This is a genomic window from Chryseobacterium carnipullorum (assembly GCF_003815695.1).
GTDB lineage: Bacteria > Bacteroidota > Bacteroidia > Flavobacteriales > Weeksellaceae > Chryseobacterium > Chryseobacterium carnipullorum.
The window spans coordinates 2,339,949-2,364,979 of the sequence record NZ_CP033920.1 but is presented as its reverse complement, the minus strand read 5'-3'; the positions used below and the strand labels follow the sequence as shown (position 1 = coordinate 2,364,979).

19 protein-coding genes are annotated in these 25,031 nt (G+C 37.7%); 10 read left to right on the top strand and 9 right to left on the bottom strand.

What is annotated here, in order from left to right; genetic code table 11:
• Positions 1-37 precede the first annotated feature (37 nt).
• Complete coding sequence (locus EG346_RS10740) at positions 38-1,042, bottom strand: LLM class flavin-dependent oxidoreductase (protein ID WP_123878569.1); 1,005 nt, start codon at positions 1,040-1,042, stop codon at positions 38-40.
• Between the two features lie 330 nt (positions 1,043-1,372).
• Between EG346_RS10740 and EG346_RS10735 the strand changes: the two genes are divergently transcribed.
• On the top strand, positions 1,373-1,813 hold the full coding sequence (locus EG346_RS10735) for a hypothetical protein (protein WP_073334419.1): 441 nt from the start codon (positions 1,373-1,375) through the stop codon (positions 1,811-1,813).
• Between the two features lie 36 nt (positions 1,814-1,849).
• Here the strand turns inward: EG346_RS10735 and EG346_RS10730 are convergent, their stop codons facing one another.
• Complete coding sequence (locus EG346_RS10730) at positions 1,850-3,982, bottom strand: helix-turn-helix domain-containing protein (RefSeq protein WP_123878567.1); 2,133 nt, start codon at positions 3,980-3,982, stop codon at positions 1,850-1,852.
• Positions 3,983-4,064: 82 nt separating this feature from the next.
• Here EG346_RS10730 and EG346_RS10725 point away from each other — a divergent pair, with 82 nt between their 5' ends.
• Positions 4,065-4,514 (top strand): hypothetical protein, encoded by a 450-nt coding sequence (locus tag EG346_RS10725; RefSeq protein ID WP_123878565.1) that lies wholly within the window; start codon positions 4,065-4,067, stop codon positions 4,512-4,514.
• A 316-nt stretch (positions 4,515-4,830) separates the two neighbouring features.
• Here the strand turns inward: EG346_RS10725 and EG346_RS10720 are convergent, their stop codons facing one another.
• Positions 4,831-5,358 carry a gamma carbonic anhydrase family protein gene (locus tag EG346_RS10720; RefSeq protein WP_123878563.1) on the bottom strand — a complete coding sequence of 176 codons (528 nt, stop codon included), beginning with the start codon at positions 5,356-5,358 and terminating at the stop codon, positions 4,831-4,833.
• Between the two features lie 189 nt (positions 5,359-5,547).
• Here EG346_RS10720 and EG346_RS10715 point away from each other — a divergent pair, with 189 nt between their 5' ends.
• From EG346_RS10715 to hemH, 3 genes are read left to right on the top strand one after another with little or no spacing between them, the layout of a single operon-like run.
• Entirely contained in the window at positions 5,548-6,426 is an 879-nt protein-coding gene (locus EG346_RS10715) for a NifU family protein (protein ID WP_073334416.1), read from the top strand.
• A gap of 9 nt (positions 6,427-6,435) precedes the next feature.
• Positions 6,436-6,972 (top strand): NADPH-dependent FMN reductase, encoded by a 537-nt coding sequence (locus EG346_RS10710; protein ID WP_123878561.1) that lies wholly within the window; start codon positions 6,436-6,438, stop codon positions 6,970-6,972.
• 11 nt (positions 6,973-6,983) lie between these two features.
• Entirely contained in the window at positions 6,984-8,012 is a 1,029-nt protein-coding gene (hemH, locus tag EG346_RS10705) for a ferrochelatase (protein ID WP_123878559.1), read from the top strand.
• Positions 8,013-8,082: 70 nt separating this feature from the next.
• On the opposite strand, the gene EG346_RS10700 is transcribed toward hemH, so the two are convergent.
• The gene (locus EG346_RS10700; RefSeq protein WP_123878557.1) at positions 8,083-10,032 is read right to left on the bottom strand and encodes a M4 family metallopeptidase; all 1,950 of its coding nucleotides are present in this window, start codon (positions 10,030-10,032) and stop codon (positions 8,083-8,085) included.
• 400 nt (positions 10,033-10,432) lie between these two features.
• Positions 10,433-11,647, bottom strand: coding sequence for a type IX secretion system plug protein (locus tag EG346_RS10695; RefSeq protein ID WP_073334412.1), 1,215 nt, complete (start codon positions 11,645-11,647; stop codon positions 10,433-10,435).
• 69 nt (positions 11,648-11,716) lie between these two features.
• On the opposite strand from EG346_RS10695, the gene EG346_RS10690 reads away from it, so the two are divergent.
• Positions 11,717-12,355, top strand: coding sequence for an MBL fold metallo-hydrolase (locus tag EG346_RS10690; protein WP_073334411.1), 639 nt, complete (start codon positions 11,717-11,719; stop codon positions 12,353-12,355).
• 170 nt (positions 12,356-12,525) lie between these two features.
• Here EG346_RS10690 and EG346_RS10685 read toward each other — a convergent pair whose 3' ends face one another.
• The 3 genes from EG346_RS10685 to EG346_RS10675 are packed head-to-tail and all read right to left on the bottom strand — an operon-like array spanning position 12,526 to position 17,711.
• Positions 12,526-14,982, bottom strand: coding sequence for a TonB-dependent receptor (locus tag EG346_RS10685; RefSeq protein ID WP_123878555.1), 2,457 nt, complete (start codon positions 14,980-14,982; stop codon positions 12,526-12,528).
• A gap of 18 nt (positions 14,983-15,000) precedes the next feature.
• On the bottom strand, positions 15,001-16,479 hold the full coding sequence (locus EG346_RS10680; protein WP_123878553.1) for a trehalase family glycosidase: 1,479 nt from the start codon (positions 16,477-16,479) through the stop codon (positions 15,001-15,003).
• A 2-nt stretch (positions 16,480-16,481) separates the two neighbouring features.
• Positions 16,482-17,711 (bottom strand): MFS transporter, encoded by a 1,230-nt coding sequence (locus EG346_RS10675; protein WP_123878551.1) that lies wholly within the window; start codon positions 17,709-17,711, stop codon positions 16,482-16,484.
• Positions 17,712-17,834: 123 nt separating this feature from the next.
• Between EG346_RS10675 and EG346_RS10670 the strand changes: the two genes are divergently transcribed.
• Positions 17,835-18,740 (top strand): AraC family transcriptional regulator, encoded by a 906-nt coding sequence (locus tag EG346_RS10670; RefSeq protein WP_123878549.1) that lies wholly within the window; start codon positions 17,835-17,837, stop codon positions 18,738-18,740.
• 119 nt (positions 18,741-18,859) lie between these two features.
• On the opposite strand, the gene EG346_RS10665 is transcribed toward EG346_RS10670, so the two are convergent.
• Positions 18,860-19,414 (bottom strand): thioredoxin family protein, encoded by a 555-nt coding sequence (locus EG346_RS10665; RefSeq protein ID WP_073334406.1) that lies wholly within the window; start codon positions 19,412-19,414, stop codon positions 18,860-18,862.
• Positions 19,415-19,570: 156 nt separating this feature from the next.
• Here EG346_RS10665 and EG346_RS10660 point away from each other — a divergent pair, with 156 nt between their 5' ends.
• The 3 genes from EG346_RS10660 to EG346_RS10650 all read left to right on the top strand — a co-directional run bounded on the left by EG346_RS10660 (position 19,571) and on the right by EG346_RS10650 (position 24,909).
• A complete protein-coding gene (locus EG346_RS10660) occupies positions 19,571-20,167 on the top strand; it encodes a TetR/AcrR family transcriptional regulator (RefSeq protein WP_073334405.1) in 597 nt (198 codons plus the stop codon).
• A gap of 358 nt (positions 20,168-20,525) precedes the next feature.
• Entirely contained in the window at positions 20,526-21,719 is a 1,194-nt protein-coding gene (locus EG346_RS10655; RefSeq protein WP_123878547.1) for an efflux RND transporter periplasmic adaptor subunit, read from the top strand.
• A 7-nt stretch (positions 21,720-21,726) separates the two neighbouring features.
• A complete protein-coding gene (locus EG346_RS10650; protein ID WP_123878545.1) occupies positions 21,727-24,909 on the top strand; it encodes an efflux RND transporter permease subunit in 3,183 nt (1,060 codons plus the stop codon).
• The last annotated feature ends 122 nt before the right edge of the window (positions 24,910-25,031 follow it).

The window sequence follows — 25,031 nt, the reverse complement described above, 5'->3', positions numbered from 1 at the left end:
TAAAAATAAGCATCTGCCAATTAATATAGAGGGTTTGTTAGGCTTTGGATAAAGAGTTGCTTGCCTCTCTGAAAATTTCATAAGATCTCAGTCTTTTCTGATGATCATAGATATGTGAATTGATAATTAATTCATCCACATTGAATTTTTCCTGAAAATCTTTCATCTTCTCTTCAATTTCTGCCTGATCTCCTATAAACGTATGTCTTAGTTTCTGAAGCACCATTGATTTTTCCATTGGTGACCAGATATCATCCATATCATCTACCGGCGGGGCAAAAGGTTTGCGGTCATTTCTTACGATATTGATAAAGGCCTGAAACAATGTCGTAGAAATTTTATGAGCCTCTTCAGACGTTTCTGCTGCCACACCATTGACACAAGCCATAATATAAGGTTGATCCAACTGTTGTGAAGGTTGGAAATGTTCTCTGTAAATTTTAAACGCCATTTCCATCTGTTCCGGAGCAAAATGTCCTGCAAAAGCGTACGGAAGCCCAAGTTCAGCAGCCAGCCAAGCACTATCTGTACTGGAACCCAGCATATACAATGGAATATCCAGACCTTCTCCAGGAATCGCACGGACCAAAGCATCAGCATTTTCTTTTGAAAAATACGTTTGAAGTTCTAAAATTTGTCTTGGAAACTGCTGGTTGATGATCGCAGGATTTCTTCCTAAAGCCTGAGCGGTAAGTCCGTCAGTTCCAGGAGCTCTTCCCAGACCGAGATCTATTCTTCCCGGAAAAAGAGATTCCAGGGTTCCAAACTGTTCGGCAATAACCAGTGAACTGTGGTTGGGAAGCATAATTCCTCCTGATCCTACTCGTATTGTTTTCGTTCCGTTGGCAATAAAGCCGATCAGAACGGAGGTCGCAGAGCTAGCAATACTTTCCATATTGTGATGCTCGGCCAACCAGAATCTTTTATAATTTAAATGTTCAGTATGGTTTGCTAAAGATAAACTGTCCTGAAAGGTATCGTGAATGCTTTTTCCCTGCTTTACGGGAGCAAGGTCCAGCACCGATATTTCAAAATTTTTCATATCAAGATATTTGTTTTAAAGGGGATCAAAAATCTCCTTTCAATTTCATTATTTTAAATTTCAGGTTCTAAAAACCATACAAATTTAAACCATATCATCTGTATTAGTTACTTTTTGTAATTGATAAGTCTGATCGGTGTTGTGAGAAAAAACTATCGGAATTAAATTTCTCTGTCAATGATTTTGTTTACACAAATTGAATTCTTAAAAGTACAATCCATTTTGTATATTTGAAAGTGATCTGAGCTTTACAGGTAAAATAAAAATAACTTAAATTCGATTTGTAAATCTTCCATAAAAACCGAAGCTTACTTAATAAAAAAAATTCCCATGAAAAAAATATATCTTATTCTTATTTCTTTTCTTCTGATCAGTTGTTCTTTTAACCAAACCTTTTCAAACCGTGAGGAAGATAAAAAAGATGCAGAAGAAATCTCACAAAAATTCTTTTGGGAACTAAAATACGGAGGTAATCTGGATACAATTTACAACCTGTTCGGTGATAAGTTTTTTGAAGTAACAGACAAGGAAAAATTACTTCAGATCATCAACACTACTCAAAATGATATAGGGAGGGTTGAAGAATATGATTTGGTAAAATGGGAAACTCTTATTATAAAAGGATCTAATGCCAAAAGTGAGTATCTGTTGGTATACAATGTCAAAAGAGGTATGGCCAAAACAGAAGAAACTTTTTCTATGGAGAAAGATAAAAACGGAGATATCAAGATCGTTGGATATAGGGTCAATCAGGATCTCTTAAACAAATAAAAAAAGACTGTCTCTCTTTTGGGACAGTCTTTTTTGTTATATCGAATCATTCTTCTCTTTTTTAAAAGTATAATGATTGATCAAAATCCTGATTTCATTAAATTCAAAATCATTCGGCAATGCATTTTTCCATTCCGTTAAAGTTTCAAGTGGATTTTTGTAGAACTGGTCTTCAAATGCTTTGATCTTATCTGAAGTAATGACTCTTGAAATATCGAGTAATCCCTGCTCTGCAAATTTTGCTAAATGCCCGATTACTGTTTCTTTGACCAAGCCTCTTTCCATGGCAATTTCACCGATGGTTTTTCCTTGCTCGAATAATTGAAAAGTTAGGACCTGAGAAGGAACTTTTGCAATCGTTAAATTGATTTCTTTATCGTTTTTTTCATCTAAAAGTTTAGTTTCCAGTAAATGAGCTTCTTTCAGATTGTTGAGATACTCTTCAGTATCCTCCAGCCAGTCTCTGAATTCTTCATTGTATTGTTTTAAGCCTTTTGTTCCTTTAACTTCAGCATAAAACTCCTTCAACGGATTGAAGATTTTATCCCTGATTTCGGTAAAGAAAAAGTTTACTGCACCTTTGGTTTTACTTTCAATTTCGGTCCATTCTTCTTTGTTCTCAATGAAATTATTAACCTTCTGTGAAATAACCCTTTCCAGTTTTTCGAAAATTTTTCCAAGATTAACAATTTCATGTTTCAGCTGAAGATAAAGTTGATTGGTTTTGACATGATCAATGCTTTTGGTGGTGATAGAAAGCTTATTCCACTCTTCTACTTCATGCAGGAACCAAAGACAGTTTACCGTACGAAGAACTTTCTTGATGCTGTAATCATATTTTTCACGGTTCAGGATCGCTTCTACATTGTCATTGGCAAAAGTATTTCCCTGAAACTGCAGAATTCTGTTATCCTTAAAAATAACCTCAGGAGTGATTTTGGATTTTAAAACAATCCCTTCCAGCGTTCGGCATCTTGACAGAGCTACATAAACCTGTCCTGCGGTGAAACTTTTTCCGGCATCAATAATGACATTATCAAACGTTAATCCCTGACTTTTGTGAATGGTAACCGCCCAGGCAAGTTTGATCGGGAACTGTTCGAAGCTTCCGAGCACCTCTTCTTTGATATTTTTTTCAGTGTCCAGAAAATATTTTTTCTGTTCCCAGACTTCTCTTTTTACAACAATTTCTCTTTCGCTTCCATCGAGAACGACTTTGATTTCGTTATCATCAAGTGAGATGATTTCACCCAACTTTCCGTTGAAATATTTTTTTTCTCCGGTAATATCATTTCTGATGAACATCACCTGTGCGCCCACTTTTAATTCTAAAAATTGTTCATTGGGAAACTGGTTTTCCTTGAAATCACCAAAAAGTTTAGCTTCATAAGTTTTCACCGTCAGATCAATTTCCTCCAGTTTTTGCTGGTTGATCTCATCGGCCATCCTGTTGTGGGAACACAGATAAACGTAGGAATCAGTTCCAGCTTTAAAATCAGGATCATACCTTTCGTTCAGAACATCAAAATTAATATTGGCTACATCACCGTCACGGATCGCATTCAGAATATCCAGAAATTTTTCATCCGACTGTCTGTACACTTTAGTCAGTTCAATAGTCAACAACGGAATATCTTTAACGGCATGACTGTCGAAAAAGAAAGGAGACTGGTAGCAGATCTTTAAAATATGCTCATCCCTTACAACGGGAGGAAGCTGATAAAGATCTCCAATGAACAACATCTGAACTCCGCCAAATCTCTGATTATTCCGTCTGATAAATCTCAGCGAAAAATCCATCATATCAAGAACATCCGCTCTGAGCATAGAAACCTCATCAATAATCAGGACCTCTACTTCTCTTAAAAGTTTAAGCTTATCTTTTCTATATTTGAAATGGGGCATCAGATCAGCAATATTATTTGCCAAACTGCCATCGATACGGTCTGTAGTCGGTAAAAAAGTCCTTAAAGGCAAGCCAAACATAGAATGGATGGTCACTCCTCCGGCGTTGATTGCGGCGATTCCCGTAGGCGCTACCACAATATACTTTTTCCTTGTCTTCTTTACAAAGTCATTAAGGAAAGTTGTTTTTCCGGTTCCTGCTTTTCCTGTAAGAAAAACGCTTCTGTTCGTATGCTCTATTAAGTCAAAAAAATGATTGTTCACGGCTCCAAAATTACGGAAAATGAATTTGAATTTGTTACCTTGGCATAACTTTTGAAAATTCTTTAACAGAAAAGAAATTATAATGAAAAAATTTTTCATCAATATTCCATTACTAGCATTATGCACTACACTTACCTTGGTTTCATGTAATACATCCAAGAACGTCAATACCAATCTTCCTAAAGATATCTCCGAAAGACCTGCCGATGAAGACAGCCAGAAATATGAACAGGCCCAGCTGGATAAGTTAAAAGCATCTATTGAATCTGAAGTCTCAAAAGAAAAATGTACTACTGCTTCTGATTGGACATTTGCGCCCATGGGAGCCAAAGCCTGCGGAGGACCTCAGCAGTATATCGCCTATCCAAAAAAAATTGAAGCTACCTTTTTACCAAGAGTTGAGGACTATACCCAAAAAGTAAAAACCTTCAATGATAAGTACAATATCACTTCTGACTGTATGATGGTGATGCCTCCTACTTCTATCAAATGTATTGCAGGAAAAGCATTGCTCATCACGGCAGAACAATAAAAAAGTAAAAATAAAAGCAAAGGTTATCTATCCGGTTGAATCATCAACAAACTCGCTCAGGAGTTGATACTAAGGATCAAAAAAAGCTCTATCGACAGGATGGAGCTTTTATTATTTTGAAACTGATGTGAATTTTACTTCGCGAATGAATGCTGAAGAAGGTCACGAAATAAGATTGTAGATTTCATACATGAGATTTGAGATGTTCAGGTTATTATTTCAAAATTTTCTGCTACTTGGAATAGCAACCATTAATCACTGAGCTCATTCACTCTAAAATCCTTTTACGCTCTCAGTCCTTAATACTATCCTATTATCAAACTTCAAGATTTTCCTTATACCAGGAAGAATATTTTACATAATTATCAGCAATTCTGTTCACTTCTCCTTCCAATAGCTGGGTAGAAATATCTTTAATTTTTTTTGCAGGAACTCCACCCCAAACTTCTCCTGATTTTATATGAGTCCCCTGTGTTACTACTGAACCTGCTCCTACAATAGAGTTTTCCTCTACCAGACAATCATCCATCACAATAGCACCCATACCGATCAATACATTATCTTTGATGGTGCATCCATGAACAATTGCATTGTGGCCGATGGACACATTATTTCCAAGGTGTAAAGGGTATTTCTGATAGGTACAGTGCAACATTGCATTGTCCTGAACATTTACTTTGTCGCCCATTCTGATGTAGTTTACATCTCCCCTGATTACTGCATTATACCAGATACTGCAGTTTTTGCCCATGGTAACGTCTCCGATAATGGTTGCCGTTTCTGCCAAAAAAGTATCCTCTCCTATCTGAGGTTTTTTTCCTAAAAGTTCTTTTACAATTGCCATAGTTTTAATTTGATGATTTGAAATTCAGTTTATTTGAAGATTATACTTCTGCTCCCACCAATTTCCAAATTCTATTCTCTAACTTCTGAATTTTTATTTCTAAATGAGTGTGATAGCAAAAATCTAATTTCTAATCTCCAACTTCTAATTTCTAATTGCGTATTTTTGTATCTCAAATTTAACGAAAAAATGCGTACGATACTTATAGAACCAACTGAAAACCCGAAAGTGATGAAATTTGTCGCGGATTATAACCTGATCCCGGGCTCTTTAGAGTTGGACAGAAGTTCAGATATTTCAGAAATTCCTTTAGCCCAGGAACTTTTCAATTATCCTTTTGTGGAAAGAATTTTCATTACTGCAAATTTTGTAGCGATTGCAAAGCAGGATACAATAGAATGGGAACATGTAGCTGACAGCCTTAAAAATGTGATTGAGGATGAATTATTGGCTAATCCGAGAATTTACCTTCAGAAAAAGAAGGAAATGTATCAGATCTATGCAGAGATGACGCCTAATCCTAATGCGATGAAATTTGTTTCCAGCAAAATGCTTATTGACGGTTTTGTGGAAGTAAAATCAGTAGAGGCTGCGGAAGGAGTTCCTTTAGCACAAGCGATCTTTAATGAATTTGATTTCGCTAAGGAAATTTTTATTTCTGATAATTTTGTTGCCGTGACAAGAGATGATTCTGTAGAGTGGCATCAGGTGATGATGGCTGTTCGCGGTTTTATTGCTGAATATCTTCAGAACGGAGGCGAAATTTCCACGATCGAACCTCAGAAACATGAAAATCCTGTTGAAAAAATCATCAACAGAGATTATACAGATGATGAGCAGAAGATTTCAGATATCTTAAATGAATATGTAGCTCCTGCAGTAGAAAATGACGGTGGAAAAATTTCCCTGATGGAATATGATCAGGAAAGCAAAACTGCTAAAATGCTTTTACAGGGTGCTTGTTCAGGATGTCCGAGTTCTACCGCTACTTTGAAAAACGGAATTGAAAATATTCTAAAACAATTCGTTCCGGATCTTGTAGAGAGAGTGGAAGCTGTCAACGGATAATTAATCGTAATGATATCCGGAAAGAAGATTTTGATCATTGTTGGAAGTGCTACAAAACATTCAAGCAATCATAAATTACTGGAACAGGTTCTGGAAAAACATTCAGATACGGATATTAATTTCCATCTGTATGATGATCTTTCTACACTTCCACATTTTGATACTTCATTAACTGATACGGATATTCCGGATGAAGTAGTGAAGATCAGGAAGGAAATCGAACATTCAAAAGGGGTTGTATTTTCTACTCCGGAATATATTTTCAGTATTCCGAGCAGGTTGAAAAACTTATTGGAATGGTGCGTTTCCACTACTCTTTTTTCTGAAAAACCAGTTGCTGTAATTACGGCATCTGCCAACGGAGAAAAAGGGCACGAAGAATTAATAATGATTTTGAAAACATTGGGGGCGACAATAGAAGATCAGCATCAGCTTTTAATCAAAGGTATAAAGGGAAAATTTAACGATGGCTTGGTTGAAAATAATACCTTTGCCAGAGTATCAACATTGATAACAGATTTTGAAAACGCTGTTTCACATAATTAAAATTAAAAATATTGGCTAAAAAAGGAATTTTACTGGTAAATCTGGGATCGCCAAGATCAACGGCGGTCAATGATGTAAAGGAATATCTTGACGAATTCCTCATGGATGAGAAGGTGATTGATTACCGTTGGTTTTTCCGGGCATTGTTGGTTCAGGGAATTATTCTTAAAACAAGACCAGCAAAATCTGCAGAAGCTTATAAAACAGTATGGACGGATGAAGGTTCTCCTTTAATTGTCATTACTCAAAAAATTCAGAAAAAACTTCAGAAAATCGTTGATGTTCCTGTAGAAATCGGAATGAGATATGCTCAGCCCAGCATTGAAGCAGGAATTCAGAAATTAGTTGATCAGGGAGTTTCCGAGATTGTTCTTTTCCCATTGTATCCGCAATATGCGATGAGTACAACGGAAACAGTCATTGAAAAGGCTGAAGAGGTAAGAAAAAAGAAATTCCCGAAGGTAAAGATTAATTATATCCAGCCTTTTTACAACCGAGATATTTATATCAACTGTCTCGCAGAAAGTATCAGGGAAAAACTTCCTGAAAATTTCGATGCATTGCAGTTTTCTTATCATGGTGTTCCGGAAAGGCATATCTACAAAACAGATCCTACCAATACCTGTAATCTTAATGACTGCTGCTCAAGAGACAGTAACCCGAGCCATAAGTTTTGTTACCGTCATCAATGTTATAAAACGACCAACCTTGTTATTGAAAAATTAAATCTTCCCAAAGAAAAAACCATTGTTTCTTTCCAGTCGAGATTAGGAAAAGACAAATGGATAGAACCTTATACGGACGAGACTTTAGAAACGATTCCTAAAAAGGGAGTGAAAAATCTGGCTATTGTTTGTCCGGCCTTCGTTTCTGACTGTCTTGAAACCCTGGAAGAAATTTCAGTGGAGGGTAAAGAACAATTTCAACATGGAGGTGGTGAGAGTTTCCACTATATTCCATGTCTGAATGATGAAGACCGCTGGATCGATGTCGTAAAAATACTGTGCGAAGAAAAGCTGAATGATTTTTATTTGGTCTAATTTCTTCAATACATAAAACAAAAAGGGGCACAAAATTCATTCTGTGCCCTTTTGTTAAATATATTAAAGTTTATTTTTTGATCAGGTTTCCTGCTTTTTGTCCATTCACCATGACAATATATACTCCTGAAAGTATACCGGATGGAAGCTGAATATCTACTTTATTCAAACCGTCGGTCATTTTGAATTTTTCAGAAATCTCTCTTTTTCCGGTAAGACTCACCAATTCTACAATTCCTTTTCCTTCTTTTCCTTCGAACTGAACCGTAAATTTATCAGTTGCCGGATTTGGACTGATGGTATACAGTGAAGCCTCAGCTGCTGTTTTTCCTGCTGCCGATGTTCCTCCACCAACACCTACCGCATTCCAGGCATTGGTCACCTGTGTTACTTCATTACTTCCGGCACCGTATAAATCTGCAGCGGCCTGAAGTGAATAAGTTCTTGCATTAGCATAGGTGGAAGAAGAAGTAAGATAATTGGTCAGTGTTCTATAAGCAATGGCTCCTGCCTTATCTATTCCTATTGCTGACACATTATAAGCAAAACCTTTATCGTTGGTGCCTGTTCCTCCGGTTACCAGTAAATAATACCAGAAATTAAGGACTCCTGAATTCGTGTGTACTCCACAATAATCATTGGATTGGCTTGGAGTTGAACAACCCGATGTTGTCGTAGCTTTCCAGTAGGTTCCTAAATAGGTATCCGGTTGGCTATACGCATTAGGATTGGCCATATCTCTGATGACATAACTGAAATCTTCTCCCAATTTCCAGCTTGCTTGTGTTGGTCTTGCCCAACGTTCTATTGTATTTCCAAAAATATCAGAAAATCCTTCATTTAAGGCTCCTGACTCTCTTTGATAAGCAAGGTTTGCGGTTTTAGTAGTCAAACCATGGGTAATCTCGTGGCCGCAAACATCAAGAGCGGTTAAAGGCTTACCTCCGTTTGTCGTAGAGCTACCGTCTCCGTAAGTCATTCTGGAACCGTCCCAAAACGCATTAAAATAATTGGTTGAGTAATGAATATAAGATTTAATCGCAAAATTATTATTATCTATACTTTTCCTTCCAAATTTGGTATAAAAATAATCTAAAGTCATTTCAGCTCCCCAATGGGCATCAGTAGCATATTGATCTTTATTTGTATTTACGTTGTTCCAATTGTTATCGGTATCTGTAAAATCTACAGCTGATGCATAGCTGGTCCCTTTTTTAAGATTGTATGTTTCTACAGCAGTTCCTCCATTTCTTCCGGTTTCTCTTAATCTATAACTTCCATTATATGAGTCGGCAACAATAGATCTGTTTCCACTGTAACCTGTTGTAGCAGTTCCCGGAGCATTGGTTTCATGAATCAAAGCATTAGTTCCTAAAACTTTAGCATCTTTGGCATCCACAAAAACATATTGTCTGCTTAATGGTTTTTCTGCATAGATATCGAATTTGTAGGCAAGCTTGAGATCTCCTATTTTTTCATCTGAAGGATCCGAATAGTATACCAATTCTCCTTTTGGAGCAAAACTTGCATCATTATTTTTAGATTCTTTTTTTATAAATTCTTCTTCTTCTTTATTCTGCCATTTATAGGAATCTGCTCCTACAAAAGATAAAGCACTCTGCAATGCCGTACTTTCAGAGATATTTGCTTTTTTCTCTATAGTGGCCGGTATTTTAAGAATCCATTTCCCGGTTTCTCCCACAATTTTTCCTCCTTTGGTCTGTACGGCCATCATTCCATATTCTACAGGAATATCATTGATGGTTTGTTGAAATCTATGGGTTTCAAAGCCCAATTTATCTTTTTCCAATCCCAACTTGCGAGACTGTCCTGCTGACAGTCTTTGCGAAGCTTCATCAAATAAAACAGGAGCTCCCTTAAAATCGGGACTACTTTTATCAAATCTCAAAAATTCTGCATGAAGTCCGCTTTTACCCGGAACTACTTTTGATGGAGTTTCTTGTCCAAAAGCAAAGGAGCAAGCTGCAACGCTTACTGCCAGAATAAATTTCGTTTTCATAATAATATTTGTTAAAATTTTAAAACTAATTTAGAAATTATTCACAACAAAATGATAAAATAAATAAACAAATAATAAGCAAATTAAAATATGAATACATAAAATCCAATTATCATTTTTCCTAAAAAGATCATTAACCTAAAAATAATTTAATCAAAACAAACAATAATTATGAATAATTTTAAATGCAAATCAAATAATTGTGAATTAATTTTTCACTATGCTTTGCATTGTATCTAATTAATGAACAGACTCTCTGATTTATCGCAAATGATTTATTCATCATCGTTTCACAAAAAAACCATCTCTTGCGAAATGGTTTTGCTGTATATAATTTTAATCTATTTATTTTACTATTCCAGGAATTTTTTTTTACCAAAAGCATTCATTTCACCCAAAACTATTTCCCAATAGGCGTTCTGAATTCACCATATCCCATCAATCCGTCATAATTACGTCCGAAAGGAGCATAATATAAAAAGCCCTGATACAGGTTTTCTGTTTGCCAGAAATTACCATTGATCTCTCCGAAGTTCAGCGATCCGTCGCCTTCTTTGGTCGCTAGAATGTAGTTGTAGAAACCTTGTTTCAGAAATATTCTGGCTACATATCTTTTATTGGCCGCATCATACTGCATCAGATTTTCTTTGCCGGCTTGAAAATTATTAAAACCACCCATCACGTAGATCTCCTTATCCACAGGATCGGAATCTAAAGAAAAATACACCCAAGAATAATCAGCCTCCCTTTCCGCATTCCTTTCCAGTCCCAGATCATTTCGTCTGTAATACCATGCTCCATTAACATCTGGCTGGTATTGGTAATTGAGAGGGAAAGCCCACACGGGATGCAAGTAGGTCTGATTAATACCGTCCTTCAATTCTGTAGCTCTTACCATGTCTGCCGCCATATTCATATTCTTATTATCGAAATAATAGAATTCATTATTTCCGGGAAATGTTAAATTCATTTGCTGAAAAAGCAGCTGATTTCCCAAAGTAGCACTTGGCTTAAGGTTATTAACCACTACATTGGGATTGTTATTCTGCATGACATTCAAAGTCATAGAATTCACATTGGAAGAAAGGTCTCCGGCTTTTGAGGTTGCTTTCACCTCCACTCTCTGATTGACATTTGGATTTTTGGCGTCTGCGATCCTAGAGATATTCAAAGCAACAGATGCCGCATCTTCCACCAGATAAAAGCGTCTTTTGAACAATGGTTTGTCTGCAGAATCTTTATAAACGATCAGTTCAAAATTTCCTGAGATCTTCGGCTGAATTTTATCATTCGGGAAGGTAAGCTTATAATGGGTATAAGGCTGCAACGTATTAAAAGAATACTGAAACTGATCTAAAAGCCCGTTGAGACTTCCCGTTGCAATTTCTGTAAAAAACAGGTTGTCATCATTCCAGTTTCTATCGTAATGTTTAAGAGTGTATCTGTAGATTTCACTGGCATTGGTAAGGTCATCAAAGCTTAAAATCAGCTGTTCTCCAAATTTTATGACAGGCGTTTCATCGTTCGTCTGAGGGTTAAAAAGCTGGATACTCTGGATATTCTGTCCAAAAACCAGTCCGCCCAAAGAAAGTAAAAGTATTCGCAAAGTTTTCATTATGACGAAGATAACGAAAAATCGGGATTTTCTTAATAATATCGTATTTTTGAAATAAAAAAAACAATTATGCTTCAGATCCAAGGCTTCGTATTTAATTTTGCCAGCGAAAACACGTATATCCTTTACAATGAAAATAAAAATGCCTGGCTGATCGATCCGGGAAATATGAATGAGCAGGAAACCAAAGCGATTGAAAGTTTTATTTCTGAAAACGGGCTGAAAATAGAGAAGATTCTTTTGACCCACGCTCATATTGATCACGTTTTGGGTCTTCAATGGGCTTTTGATACCTTCAAAGTTCCTGTTTATATGCATCAGGAGGACCAGGAAGTTTTGGATATGCTTCAGGTCAGCGGAATGCGATTTGGATTCTCAGTTGATCCCGTAAAAGCAGATATCACCTACATCAGTGAAGGTGAAGTTCTTGATCTTGACGGAGAAAAGTTTAAAATTTATCATGTTCCGGGACATTCTCCGGGAAGCGTGGTTTATCATAACGAAAATCAAAGTTTCATGATTTCGGGTGATGTTTTGTTTGAAGGAAGCATCGGAAGAACGGATCTTTATAAAGGAAATCATGAGCAATTAATCAATGGAATTAAAAACAAACTTTTTATTCTTGATGATGAGACGCAGGTATTCTCTGGACACGGAAATCCAACGACGATTGGTTTTGAGAAGGAGTATAATCCGTTTTTCAAATAGTTTCGCGATGCTGAGTTTGAGTGTATGAGGGTTTTAGAGTGTATGAGGTCTCATATCCAGTATCTGATGCCTAAAATCTTGATTCTTATCACTCAGTTCCTTTCGACAAAAAAGCAAAACCGCCAGAAAATTTCCTGACGGTTTTTTTTATGAAGAAAATAAATATAAGTTTAAAAATCCAGTGTGATGGATGCTCTTGCAGCAGCGCCCATAATGGGTCTTGCCATTCTGATATTCGTTCCCGGGGTAATCTGGGATCTTGGATCTCCTTCTGTAATACCAATGGTGTTAAAGATATTCGTTCCGTCTACTGCAAAACGTATTTTTCCTAACTGATAAGACATTCCGGCACCCACTTCAGTGAATGAAGGCAGAATATTATCATCCGTATTTCCTTCGTTCTGGAAACGTTTTCCGTAATAGTTCATGCTTACGTAAGCTCTCCATTCTTTAGTGATATTCACTGCAGGAGAGATATTGAAATAGAACTTAGGCATTCTTCTTACCGTATTTCCATCATAGTCAAAGGTAGTTCCGTCTGCATTTTTTCCTACAAAATCTTTGTATTTGGGATTCTGGATCGTCCCGTTGAAAGTCACTTCAAGAATATTATTGAACAGTCTTGTGTATCCTTCGATTTCTACCCCGAAATTCGTTGTGTTAGCAAATTTATTTTCTGAAGTTCCGTCTGAGAAGACATCAGTAAATGAAAGATTTTTAAGGGTAGAATAGAAAGGAATAATTCCGATATCGAAAGTACGTGAATAATATTTGTATCCTACTTCAAGCTGATTGGTATCAACCGCTTTGATAGCGCTCAGATCCGACATATTATTATAATAAGCTTCTTCATTCGGAGATCTGAAACCATGAGAGAAACGTGCATATACTGCATTTCCTTTGTTAAGCTTATAATTCGCCGCCAATGTATAAGATACTTTATTGATATCATAGTTCCAGTAGGTATACTTATTACCCAGCACCGCCATATTATCATCTGCTGTAGTCGTCACAAAACTGTGGGTTCCGTCAGTCGTTAAACCTGAGTTATTGAGATTCGCTGTTGTGGTATTGACTCCATATCCTTTATAGTAATCACGGCTGTAACGCATTCCTCCGTTAAGACTTAAAGCATCTGTTACATTATAATCTAAATTCAGATAAACATCATTAAGACTTCCCTGGATCTGTGAATCTCTGATCAGAAAAGACATATCTTTCACCCCGTTATAGGTCTGAGAATATCCTGCACCTGAAGGGCTTATCGATGGATTGACAAGGTTTAAAAGCGTTGGCCTGTCTGAAGCTGTCGCTAAAACATTACTCCAGTTCCAATATTGATGAGATTTCCAGTTGGATTTATAGAAACCTGCCGTCACACTTCCTTTATCAAATTTATAATTCAACTGTAAATCATTAACGAAATTATTCATCTGCTTATCAATAGCCCAGAATCCTAATTTCTGTATATACTGCGGATTCACTACAGAGCCATTACTCACCAAAGAATACTGATAATTGCTCATTCCCAAACCACCTTCACTAACAGGTTTAGTTGCATAATCAGAAGCCAGTTTAGGAGCTCCTGCAGGGAACATTCCTGTATATTCCATGTTGATATTGGTGTATCTCGTCTTGTTTAGAACGCTGAAATTATTTCCAAGATCATATTTAAATTCTGCGCCCAGCACATCTACTTTTGGGTGAATTCCATTTTCAAGATCTCTCTTAAAAAATCCGCCGCCGGCCTGTGGAATATTAAGCTGGCTTACACCTCTGTAGCTGTAGGTTCCATAGTTTGCATTAAAACCAGGAAATTCTTTAAGGTCGTTTCCATCTTGTAGTAAAGGAATCGGAAGGTAGAATGTATTCCTGTCATCCAGCTTTTTATAATACACTTTAGCATAGCCTTTATCAAAGACATACTTAAGATTCATTCTGATCTGTCCACCATTATTGGCTCTGAATCCCGTTTTTCTGATTCCATTATCCGTTCTGTAAAACCCTCCGACATTGAAGAATAGTTTATCCTTCACCAAAGCTCCGCCTAAATTCATATCGGTACGCATCAATCCGTACGTACTGGTTTCCAGTTTAGCCGTTCCTTTAAAGTCATTGCTTCCTTCTTTGGTAATAAAGTTGATCAAACCTCCCGGAGAATTGTTCGCGTAAATGGAACCTGAACCTCCTCTCAGAGCTTCCAGACGGCTCACCGAATTATCTACCCGGAAAAAATTATCTGCATTGGCAAACTGAAGGGCTCCGTCTTCAAAAACCGGAAGTCCGTCCTCCTGCACCTGTACAAATTCGTATGCTCCTGCGGAAGGAATACCTCTGGCAAAAAGGTTATTTCCCACTTCCCCACCGGAAGTTTCCACAGCAAACCCCGGAACCCTCTGTAAAAGAGCGGCAGCACTGATGGGATTCTGTTTCTGGATTTCTTTTGCGCTAAACGTAGAAATCGCGGTACTGGATTCTATTTTCTTTTTTGGGCCGGAGTTCCCGGTAATAACGATCTGGTCTATAGAAGACGTTTTGACTGAGTCCTGAGGGGTTTCCTGAGCATACGCATTGTTAAAGTAAAGCGTAGCGGTGGCAGCCATTAAAAATATCGATCTTTTTTTCATAGCATGATTTTTATATAGTTAGTTTTGTTTTAATTTGAGATAGACCCCATTTGTCCATCCGAATCCATCCTGATTCGGATATTCTCCGCCTCCCGCAATGGTTTCAGTGTCTAACGCGTTATATTTTTCCATTAATTTTCCGGTGTTGCTGTATACCCTTTCCACATTGTTGCACCAGTTATTTTTGATTTCCTCAGCCAGTTCATCGAAACCATAATTCTTCATTGCTTTAAAGCCTAACCATTGGTAGGGCGCCCATGCATTCGGAAGATCCCATTGCTGGCCGGTATTTTTTGTGGTGGTGACAAGACCTCCCTGATACAGAAACTTCTCTGCAATATTTTTAGCCACAGACTCTGCCTGTTTCTGGTCTGCCAGGCCTAAAAATAATGGATAAAGAGCAGCAATATGTTCAGACGGTGTAGTTGTGTGTTTTTTTAAGTGATAATCTTTATAAAATTCCGTCTTTTCATCCCAAAAGTAGGTATCGATCATCTGTCTGCGTACGGCTGCTCTTTGAGTAAAATAATTTTCTTTCTCTGCCAGATTCAGAAGCGCTGATGATTTTGCAAGTGTTTTCTCCAAATGCCATAAAAGGCTGTTGAGATCTACTTCTGCAATATTCAGTGTTTCTATCGTCTGTATATGTTCTCCGTCTGCAAACCATCTGCTGGAAAAATCCCAGCCGGATTCGCAGGCACTTCTTATATTTCTGTAAAATTCCTCTCCTGTATTTTCACTATCTTCAATATCGATAAGATAACTTTCAGGACGTGGTGTATTGTCTGCATCATAATAGCGGTTGAGTAAATCGCCGTTTTTGGTTTTTGCGACTCTCTTCAAGCTGGAAGTATTATCCAAACGCTCTTCCCCACTCATCCAGAAAGCATATTCTTTCTCTAAAGTATCATGATATCGGGTATAAATTTTTTCGTCATGCGTGGTTTCAAAAACAAGATCCAGCATCAGCGAAAAGTAAGGTGGCTGTGAACGGCTCAGAAAATGAGTTCTGCTCGCATTCGGAACAAAGCCGACATTCTGAATTAAGTAAGAACAGTTTTCAACAATATTTTCCATCATTTCTATTCTTCCCGATGCCTGCAGTCCGAGCATAATAAAGTAGCTGTCCCAATAGAAAAACTCATTAAAACGACCTCCGGGCACGATATAGGGTTTCGGAAGCTTCAACAGGGTTCCTTTTTCCTCATACGCAGTACGGGTAAGTTCATCCCAAAGCTTTTCGATATGCTGCACAACAGGCAGATGATCTTCCTTTCGCACTGAAACGTTCGCACCCGGAAAATCAAAATTTTCCGTCACAAAATCTTTCAGTTTAAATCCTTCATGTCCTTTTTTCTTTTCATATTCCGCATTGATCTCCGAAACAGGAAACAAAGGAACGGCATCGGTCATCATCTTCTGGTCTTCAAAGATCTTTGCTCTTTGTACATCATCAAAAAGAGTCTGAATTTCGTTTATGTAAAACTGTTTATTCATTATTATTTCTTAGGATTTATTTTTAATTTATTCATGAAAATGGCTGAGATGATCAGCAGTGAAAGCGGTATCAATGAAAGATAAAATGCTTGTTGCCTACTGAATTCCTGGAAGACAAAACCTGTGATCATTGAACCGATGGTCCCTCCGATCGCAGAAAAAACAACAATCAATCCGGACATGGCACTGTGCAAATATTTTGGTATGGATGCCAAGATCACAGAATTGATGCTTGGATAAATCGGTGCCAGCAAACCTCCCATCAATGGAAATAAATACACGACAAGAGGTGCATTAAACCAGCCTGTTCCTTCATCAATCTGGACATTATGGGTTAATGGTAAAACTAAAACAATACTAATCGCAAAACCAATTACACAGAAAGAAACCACATAGATCCAGCTGAATTTTTTAGAGAAAAAGCCTGATAGAAATCTTCCCAGCGCAAAAGCTCCGGCTAAAACGGCTCCGGCCTGAATGCTCATAGAAGTCGGAAGTTTTAAAATTTCTTTATAAAAAGTAGGCGTCCATGTCTGAAAACTCTGTTCTACCAGTACAAACAAAAAGGCGCACAAAAGGAAAAACAATACTTTTTTATAACTGAACAGACTGATACTGTTTTTCAGATCGCCTAACCAATCGGTTTTCTCACTTCTGGCTTCGGTTTCATTCAGTTTTGAAAAGAACAGGAACAGAAATGACAATGCTGAAACAGCTCCCAGAACCCAATATACATTCAGCCATTGGGTAGATTTTGGATTATGATCATCAATAAACAAACTGAAAAGTACATTTCCTGCCAGTACCCCAATCATGAAAAACCCTTCCAGAAAGCCCATAAAGCTTGAATGCTCCTTATCTGTATCCGTTACAAGACCAATAGAAGTGAAAACTGATATCTTTATTAATGCAAATGAAATTCCTACAATTGCAAATAACAATTTGAAAAACCAGAAATCATCAGCGAAAGGCATTACAAAGCACATGCAACTCACCAGAAAAAGCCCGGCAAGCATTGAATTTTTGATCCCTATTTTGGGTAGAAATGAGGCCAGAATAAAGGAACATATGGCAATCGGAAGATCTTTAAAGCCCTCAAGAATACTGGCTGAAGATTTTGATATTCCGAAGTTCTGCTGTACCTGAAGAATAACTGTACCCACGGAATTCAAAAGAATCGCGAAAACAAAATAATTTAAAAACAATACCGCTTTAATGTTGAAATTTTTCATTGAGATCATTTCTTGTCGGCTAAGATAGATGCATTTCGCTTAACATTAATTTAACACAATAAATCAATATTTGAACTATATTAATATAATTAGTATTTTTATTGATTAAATACGATTAATGAAATGAAAGTTAGTTTTGAAAGAATAGTAGCCAGTGAAAAGAGCTCCTTCCGTACATTACACAACAATTCACCAATCAGCGAATTCAAATGGGAATATCATTATCATCCCGAAATCGAGCTGGTTTGTGTTATTTCTGGGAACGGAACCCGCCACGTTGGCTATCACAAAAGCAATTATACCAACGGAGATCTTGTACTGATAGGTTCCAATATTCCTCATTCAGGATTTGGATTAAATTCAACAGATCCGCATGAAGAAATTGTGCTCCAGTTCAGAGAAGAGATTCTTCAGTTTCCGGAACAGGAAGTGGAAGCCCGATCTATTAAAAATCTGCTTGAACTTTCCAAATACGGAATTCATTTTCACCATAAGATCAAAAAAGTAATGCTCCCGAAGCTCAAACTGATGCTGGAATCTGAAGGCTACAAAAGATACCTCCTGCTGCTTGATATCTTGTTTGAACTTTCAAAATGTAAGGATTATGATCTTTTGAACAAGGAAATCATGCCCTACACCATTATTTCAAAAAATAAAACCAGACTGGAGAATATTTTCACTTACGTAGAACATCATTATGATAAGGAAATCAATATTGAAGATGTGGCCAAACTAGCCAATCTTACACTGCCGGCCTTTTGTAATTTTTTTAAAAAAGCAACCCAGATCACTTTTACAGAATTTGTGAATCGTTACCGTATCAATAAAGCCTGTATGCTGATGGCTCAGAATAAAAGTATTTCAGAATCGAGCTACAGCTGCGGGTTTAATAATGTGACTTATTTCAACCGGATGTTTAAGAAGTATACAGAGAAGACGCCTTCTGAGTTTATCAAGAATTATTCTCATAATAAGGTGAGTGTGGATTTGAAAGTTGAGAATGAGGTTAAGTTTAAAGCCAGCTTTTAATTTTTCTTATCCCTGGCAAGGTTTTAAATCTTACTAAGGGGTAAAAAAAGCTGCCCTTAAAAAAGAACAGCTTTATACTTATATATATGACGGTTAAAAATATTCAACCATTCATCATATTACTTCCATTTAATATTGCATCCCATGCTTGGCTTCTGGATCTCTTCCTGTGGTTCGCCCAACAAAAGATTTTCGAAAGCGATGATCAGGTCTTCTCCGGTTACATCTTTATTGTTCCCGGGTCTTGAATCATCCATCTGTCCTCTGTAAATAAGGTCTAATTTATCATCAAAGAAATAAAAATCCGGTGTGCAGGCTGCATCATAAGCTTTTGCTACTGCCTGGCTTTCGTCATACAGATAAGGGAAATCAAAATTTCTTTCAATCTGGAATTCTATCATTTTCTCGGGAGCATCAGCCGGATATTTCTCTACATTATTGGCATTGATGGCAATGAATTCAATTCCTTTTTCATTATAATCTTCATATAGTTCGTTGATCTTATCGATCACGTGAAGAACAAACGGACAATGGTTACACATAAAGATCACCAGTGTTCCTTTCTCTCCTTTCAGTTCGTCCAGAGATTGGATCTCATTAGTTTTTGAAGGGTTCGGAAGTTCGAAAAACGGAGCTTTCGTTCCTAGAGCCAACATATTTGAGGGAGTATTCATATCCTTTATTTTCTTTAACGGCAAATATAAAGCTTCTTTTAATATAAGCCAATCTGCGAATTTATAAACTTGCGTTAAATGTTAATTATCAAATATTATTTGGAAGTTATATCGAAAAGTTTGTAGTTTTGCTAACACTGTTAGTAAATAAATATCATGGGCCTACATGAACGTCGTCAAAGAGAGAAAGAATCCATCCGTGCAAATATTTTGCAGGCGGCTTTCGGTTTGGCCAAAACAGAGGGCTGGGCTTCGTTGTCAATGCGAAAGATTGCCGATGCCATTGAATACAGTGCTCCTGTAGTCTATGATTATTTTGAGAACAAAGAGGCGATTTTGTATGAAATTTCTATCAATGGCTTTCACTGCCTTCATATAGAATTATTAAAAGCGCAGAGCAAATTTGAAACTCCTGAAGAGCAGCTTACTGCTATCGTAGACGCATATTGGAATTTTGCTTTTAAAAATAAAGAATATTATCAGTTAATGTTCGGTTTGGGAATGCAGTGCAGCGGTAAGGGTCAGATGAAAGAAGAGTTTTCATCATTTCAGGACCTCATCTATGAGTGCACTCTCAATATCATTACAAAGAATGGATCTAATCCTGACAATGCCTGTCATATGTCACACGCTTTATTTTCGGCGGTGCACGGTCTGATCTCTATTATGATGATGCGAAATTCCGATATTCCTTCTACAATGAATAAAACAACTTTAGACGAAACTGTTTCAGCTTTCGTTAAGTCTCTGTAAATTTTTTTTGAATTAAAAATTTACAGCGTTAGGAAAAGTAACATCAGATATCTATAAAATATCCGTTTAAAAAACTAAAAAAAGTAACAATGAAAACGATCATCTAAAATCTATGGAGGCCTCTAACATAAAGCTTAACACTGTTAGTTAAATTAACACATGATTAATACACCTCATCTTTTATATAACCTACATTAAAAAAATAGACAGCTATTATGAAAATGACGATCTGACTCCGTTATTAAAAATTCTGATTTTTTTTTGACCTTATCATTAACACCGTTAGGAAAAATAACAGAAATCATTAAAAGAACACTATTACTTAAATCTAACACTTCATTAAAAAATTAAACCCACAATGAAAATACCTGGAAAAATAAGGTTTATCGTACTTATATCAAGTATTATCCTTTTGCAAAACTGTACCCAAGCAGCAGAAGGTTCCAATGCAGCACCGCCTGCTCCGGAGCTTCCGGTTTACACCGTGATCACCTCTCCAGCTACAACATATCAGGAATTCCCTACCGCACTGGAAGGTAAAAACAACGTAGAAATCAGATCTCAGGTCGATGGATATCTGGACAGGATCTACGTAGAAGAAGGTTCTTATGTAAGAGCCGGACAGCCATTATTTAAAATAGATTCAAGAGCCTATGGTGAACAAATGAATATGGCTCAGGCCAATTTACAGGTAGCCAATGCCAATATCCAAAAAGCTAAAGTAGAAGTTGACAGACTTCAGCCATTAGTAGCTGCCAAAGTAGTTTCCGATGTACAGATGAAAACGGCAAAAGCCAATTACGCAGCCGCTGTAGCGGCCGCATCACTGGCAAAAGCATCGGTAGGAGGCGCTAAAATCAATGTAGGATTCACGACCATTACTGCCCCTGTGAGCGGATATATCGGAAGAATTCCTTACAAAAAAGGAAGCCTTATTTCAAGAATAGACCCGAGCCCATTGACTTTGTTATCGGATATCAGCCAAATTTATGCTTACTTCTCTTTAAGTGAACTGGATTTTATTGCGTTTCAGAATAAGTATCCCGGAGCAACTTTAGATGAAAAACTGAAGAATATGCCCATGGTAGATCTTATCATCGCAGACAACAGTACTTACCCTGAAAAAGGAAGAATGAGTATTGTAGATGGACAGTTTGATAAAACCACCGGGGCCATTACCGTTCGTGCTATTTTCCCCAATACAAAAGGCTCTTTAAGAACAGGAAATACAGGAAGAGTGCGTATGCCTCAGATGCTTTCAAATGCCGTTGTCATTCCTCAGGAATCTACTTTTGAGATTCAGGATAAAACCTATGTCTATAGTGTAGGTAAAGACAACAAAGTAACCAGCAAACCAATTAAAATCTCCGGAAAAACGGAAAGTTATTACTTTATTTCTGGAGGAATTTCTCCGGGAGAGAAAATCGTATACACAGGAATTGGAAGCTTAAAGGATGGAGCTTCTATCAAGCCGAAAGCGATTTCATCTGACAGCTTATTGCGAGCTAAACCTTTGTCCTCTATTTCGAATACGGAAGACTTAAAAAAATAAACTTCTTATGTTAAAACAATTTATAGAAAGACCGGTACTTTCAACGGTCATCTCCATTATACTGCTATTGCTGGGAGCTCTTTCGGTATTCAACCTGCCAATTACGCTGTTTCCCGACATTGCCCCTCCAAGCGTTCAGGTTACCGCATTTTATCCGGGTGCGAATGCAGAAGTTGTTGCCCGCTCCGTTGCTGTTCCTATTGAAGAAGCAGTGAATGGCGTTGAGAATATGACTTATATGACTTCCAACTCGAGTAATGACGGTACTATGACCCTGAGTGTGTTTTTCAAGCAGGGTTCAGATGCTGATAATGCTGCTGTAAACGTTCAGAACCGGGTGTCCAAAGCCATGAGCCAGCTTCCGCAGGAAGTAGTTCAGGCCGGAATCTCCACACAGAAAGTGCAGAACAGTATGATCATGTTTATGGGATTGTCAAGTGATGATCCTAAGCAATATGACGAGCTGTTTCTTCAAAACTATCTTAAAATCAACGTTATTCCGCAGATACAGCGTATTCCGGGGGTTGCTCAGGCACAGGTTTTCGGAACGAGAGATTACTCGATGAGAATCTGGCTGAAACCAGACCGGTTAGCCGCTAATAATCTTTCTCCACAGGAAGTAATGGCAGCGATTAAAGACCATAACCTTGAAGCTGCGCCAGGACGTCTTGGACAAGGAAGTAAGGAAACCTACGAATATATTTTAAAGTATAAAGGTAAATTAAGCAAAAACGAGGACTACGAAAACATTGCGATTAAAGCCAATAATGACGGTTCATTTTTAAGATTAAAAGATGTTGCAAGAGTAGAATTCGGTTCCTATACTTATACAGCAGCCAACAGAGTGGACGGTAAACCTGTAGCAGGGTTCGCGATCCTTCAAACGGCGGGTTCCAATGCCAATGAAATTCTGACTGAAATTGAAAAACAGGTCGATCAGTTTTCAACGACCCTTCCAAAAGGAGTAAAGCCGATCATTATGTACAACTCTAAAGATTTCCTGGATGCCTCTATTCATCAGGTGGTAGAAACTTTGGTGATTGCATTTATCCTGGTATTTATTGTCGTGTATATCTTCCTTCAGGATTTCAGATCTACTTTGATTCCGGCCATTGCGGTTCCGGTTGCCATTATTGGTACCTTCTTCTTCCTTCAATTATTTGGATTCAGTATCAATATGCTTACACTGTTCGCACTGGTACTCGCCATTGGTATTGTGGTGGATGATGCGATCGTTGTGGTTGAAGCCGTCCATTCCAAGATGGAACAGACAGGAATGCCGGTGGAACAAGCCACCACCAACTCTATGAGTGAAATTTCAGGTGCGATTATTTCCATTACTTTGGTGATGTGTGCCGTATTTATTCCGGTTGGATTCATGCAGGGCCCTGCTGGAGTTTTCTACCGACAGTTTGCCTTTACATTGGTCATTGCGATCATGATCTCAGCAGTCAATGCATTAACATTGAGTCCGGCTCTTTGTGCATTATTGCTTAATGATCCTCAGGGAGAACATGGTGAGCATAATCATAAAAAAGGTTTTGGAGCGAAGTTTTTCAACGCATTCAATGTGGCCTTTAATAATATGACCAAAAAGTACATTTACAGCCTTAAGTTTTTAATCAAAAACAAATGGGTAGCCGTGGGAGGTTTAGCGGTTATTATTGCTGCAAGTGTTTTCCTGATCAATAAAGCCCCTACAGGATTTATTCCAACGGAAGATCAGGGATTTGTTTTGTATGCAGTGAATACTCCTCCGGGAAGTTCACTGGACAGAACCAACAGAGCTACTGAGCAGATTGATAAAATTGTTAATGCAGAAAAATCCATGAAGCACCTGTGGGTAGCCGATGGAATGAACTTTATCAGTAATGCCAACGCTTCTCCTTATTCTGCAGGATTTATTAAGCTTAAAGATTATAAAGACCGTGGCGAAATGAAAGATCCCGACCAAATTGCTGCTGCCTTAACAAGTAAAGTATCACAGGTAAAAGATGCCAACGCATTCTTCTTCAATTTCCCTACCGTACAAGGTTTTGGTAACGTTTCCGGATTTGAATTTATGCTTCAGGATAAAACCAACGGTTCATTTGAGCAGTTAGGAACAACCACTCAGGCTTTCATCGGAGAACTGATGAAACGACCGGAAATTGCATTCGCCTTTACGACGTATGCAGCAGGAAATCCTCAGTACACGATTGATGTAGATGCTGATAAGGCCAATCAATTGGGCGTTTCTATAACAGAGTTGATGCAGACTATGCAGATCTATTACGGAAGTAGTTTCGTTTCAGATTTCAACAGATTTGGGAAATATTACAGAGTAATGGCTCAGGCAGATATTCCTTACCGTACCGATGCGAATTCTCTCGAAGGAATTTATGTTAAAAATAAATCAGGCGAAATGGTTCCTGTAAAGACCCTGGTTACATTACAAAGAACTTTTGGACCTGAAACTGTAACCAGAAATAACCTTTTCAATGCAGTAACGATTAACGGAACTCCAAAACCTGGTTACAGTACCGGAGATGCGATTAAAGCTGTTGAAGAAGTAGCTCAGAAATCATTACCAAGAGGATACGGATATGAATGGACAGGAATTACCCGTGAAGAAATCAAAACAGGGGGACAAACGGCCTTTGTATTCTTCTTAAGTATATTATTTGTCTATTTCTTATTAGCTGCCCAATATGAAAGTTATATTCTTCCCTTTGCTGTTATTCTCACAGTTCCTACAGGGATTTTCGGAGTATTTGCTTTCACGGGACTGGCTGGAATTGACAATAACATTTACGTTCAGGTTGGTTTGATCATGCTTGTCGGGCTTCTTGCGAAAAATGCGATTTTGATTGTAGAATTTGCCGTACAGCGAAGAAAGGCAGGAAAAACATTGATTGAGTCTGCTCTTCAGGCTTCAAGATTACGTTTGAGACCTATCCTGATGACCTCATTTGCCTTCATTATCGGGATGCTTCCATTGGTTTGGAGCCAGGGAGCTGCGGCAAAAGGTAACCACTCCATCGGTATCAGTACCGTAGGAGGAATGTTTACAGGGGTGGTATTCGGAATTTTCATTATTCCGGTAATGTATGTGATCTTCCAGTATCTGCATGAAAAAATGCCGAGCAGAAAAAAGAAAAGACTTCAAAGACAAAAATTGGAGGAAGAACTTCTGGCCACTGCTCACTAATATATATGATATCAAAACTTTGAGATATTAATGGTTCAATAAAAGCAAAGTATTCTCCTACTAAAGACCTCTTTGCATTAATAAAACCTTCTCAAAGTTTTGTTTTCAACTAAAAGTCCATT

Excerpts from the sequence above, each read along its gene's own strand:
- EG346_RS10695 (WP_073334412.1), bottom strand. The coding sequence starts at position 11,647 with ATGAAAACTTTGCGAATACTTTTACTTTCTTTGGGCGGACTGGTTTTT.
- EG346_RS10675 (WP_123878551.1), bottom strand. The coding sequence starts at position 17,711 with ATGAAAAATTTCAACATTAAAGCGGTATTGTTTTTAAATTATTTTGTT.
- EG346_RS10735 (WP_073334419.1), top strand. The coding sequence starts at position 1,373 with ATGAAAAAAATATATCTTATTCTTATTTCTTTTCTTCTGATCAGTTGT.
- EG346_RS10680 (WP_123878553.1), bottom strand. The coding sequence starts at position 16,479 with ATGAATAAACAGTTTTACATAAACGAAATTCAGACTCTTTTTGATGAT.
- EG346_RS10690 (WP_073334411.1), top strand. The coding sequence starts at position 11,717 with ATGCTTCAGATCCAAGGCTTCGTATTTAATTTTGCCAGCGAAAACACG.
- EG346_RS10710 (WP_123878561.1), top strand. The coding sequence starts at position 6,436 with ATGATATCCGGAAAGAAGATTTTGATCATTGTTGGAAGTGCTACAAAA.
- EG346_RS10720 (WP_123878563.1), bottom strand. The coding sequence starts at position 5,358 with ATGGCAATTGTAAAAGAACTTTTAGGAAAAAAACCTCAGATAGGAGAG.
- EG346_RS10660 (WP_073334405.1), top strand. The coding sequence starts at position 19,571 with ATGGGCCTACATGAACGTCGTCAAAGAGAGAAAGAATCCATCCGTGCA.
- EG346_RS10650 (WP_123878545.1), top strand. The coding sequence starts at position 21,727 with ATGTTAAAACAATTTATAGAAAGACCGGTACTTTCAACGGTCATCTCC.
- EG346_RS10700 (WP_123878557.1), bottom strand. The coding sequence starts at position 10,032 with ATGAAAACGAAATTTATTCTGGCAGTAAGCGTTGCAGCTTGCTCCTTT.
- EG346_RS10670 (WP_123878549.1), top strand. The coding sequence starts at position 17,835 with ATGAAAGTTAGTTTTGAAAGAATAGTAGCCAGTGAAAAGAGCTCCTTC.
- EG346_RS10655 (WP_123878547.1), top strand. The coding sequence starts at position 20,526 with ATGAAAATACCTGGAAAAATAAGGTTTATCGTACTTATATCAAGTATT.
- EG346_RS10685 (WP_123878555.1), bottom strand. The coding sequence starts at position 14,982 with ATGAAAAAAAGATCGATATTTTTAATGGCTGCCACCGCTACGCTTTAC.
- EG346_RS10665 (WP_073334406.1), bottom strand. The coding sequence starts at position 19,414 with ATGAATACTCCCTCAAATATGTTGGCTCTAGGAACGAAAGCTCCGTTT.
- EG346_RS10715 (WP_073334416.1), top strand. The coding sequence starts at position 5,548 with ATGCGTACGATACTTATAGAACCAACTGAAAACCCGAAAGTGATGAAA.
- EG346_RS10725 (WP_123878565.1), top strand. The coding sequence starts at position 4,065 with ATGAAAAAATTTTTCATCAATATTCCATTACTAGCATTATGCACTACA.
- EG346_RS10740 (WP_123878569.1), bottom strand. The coding sequence starts at position 1,042 with ATGAAAAATTTTGAAATATCGGTGCTGGACCTTGCTCCCGTAAAGCAG.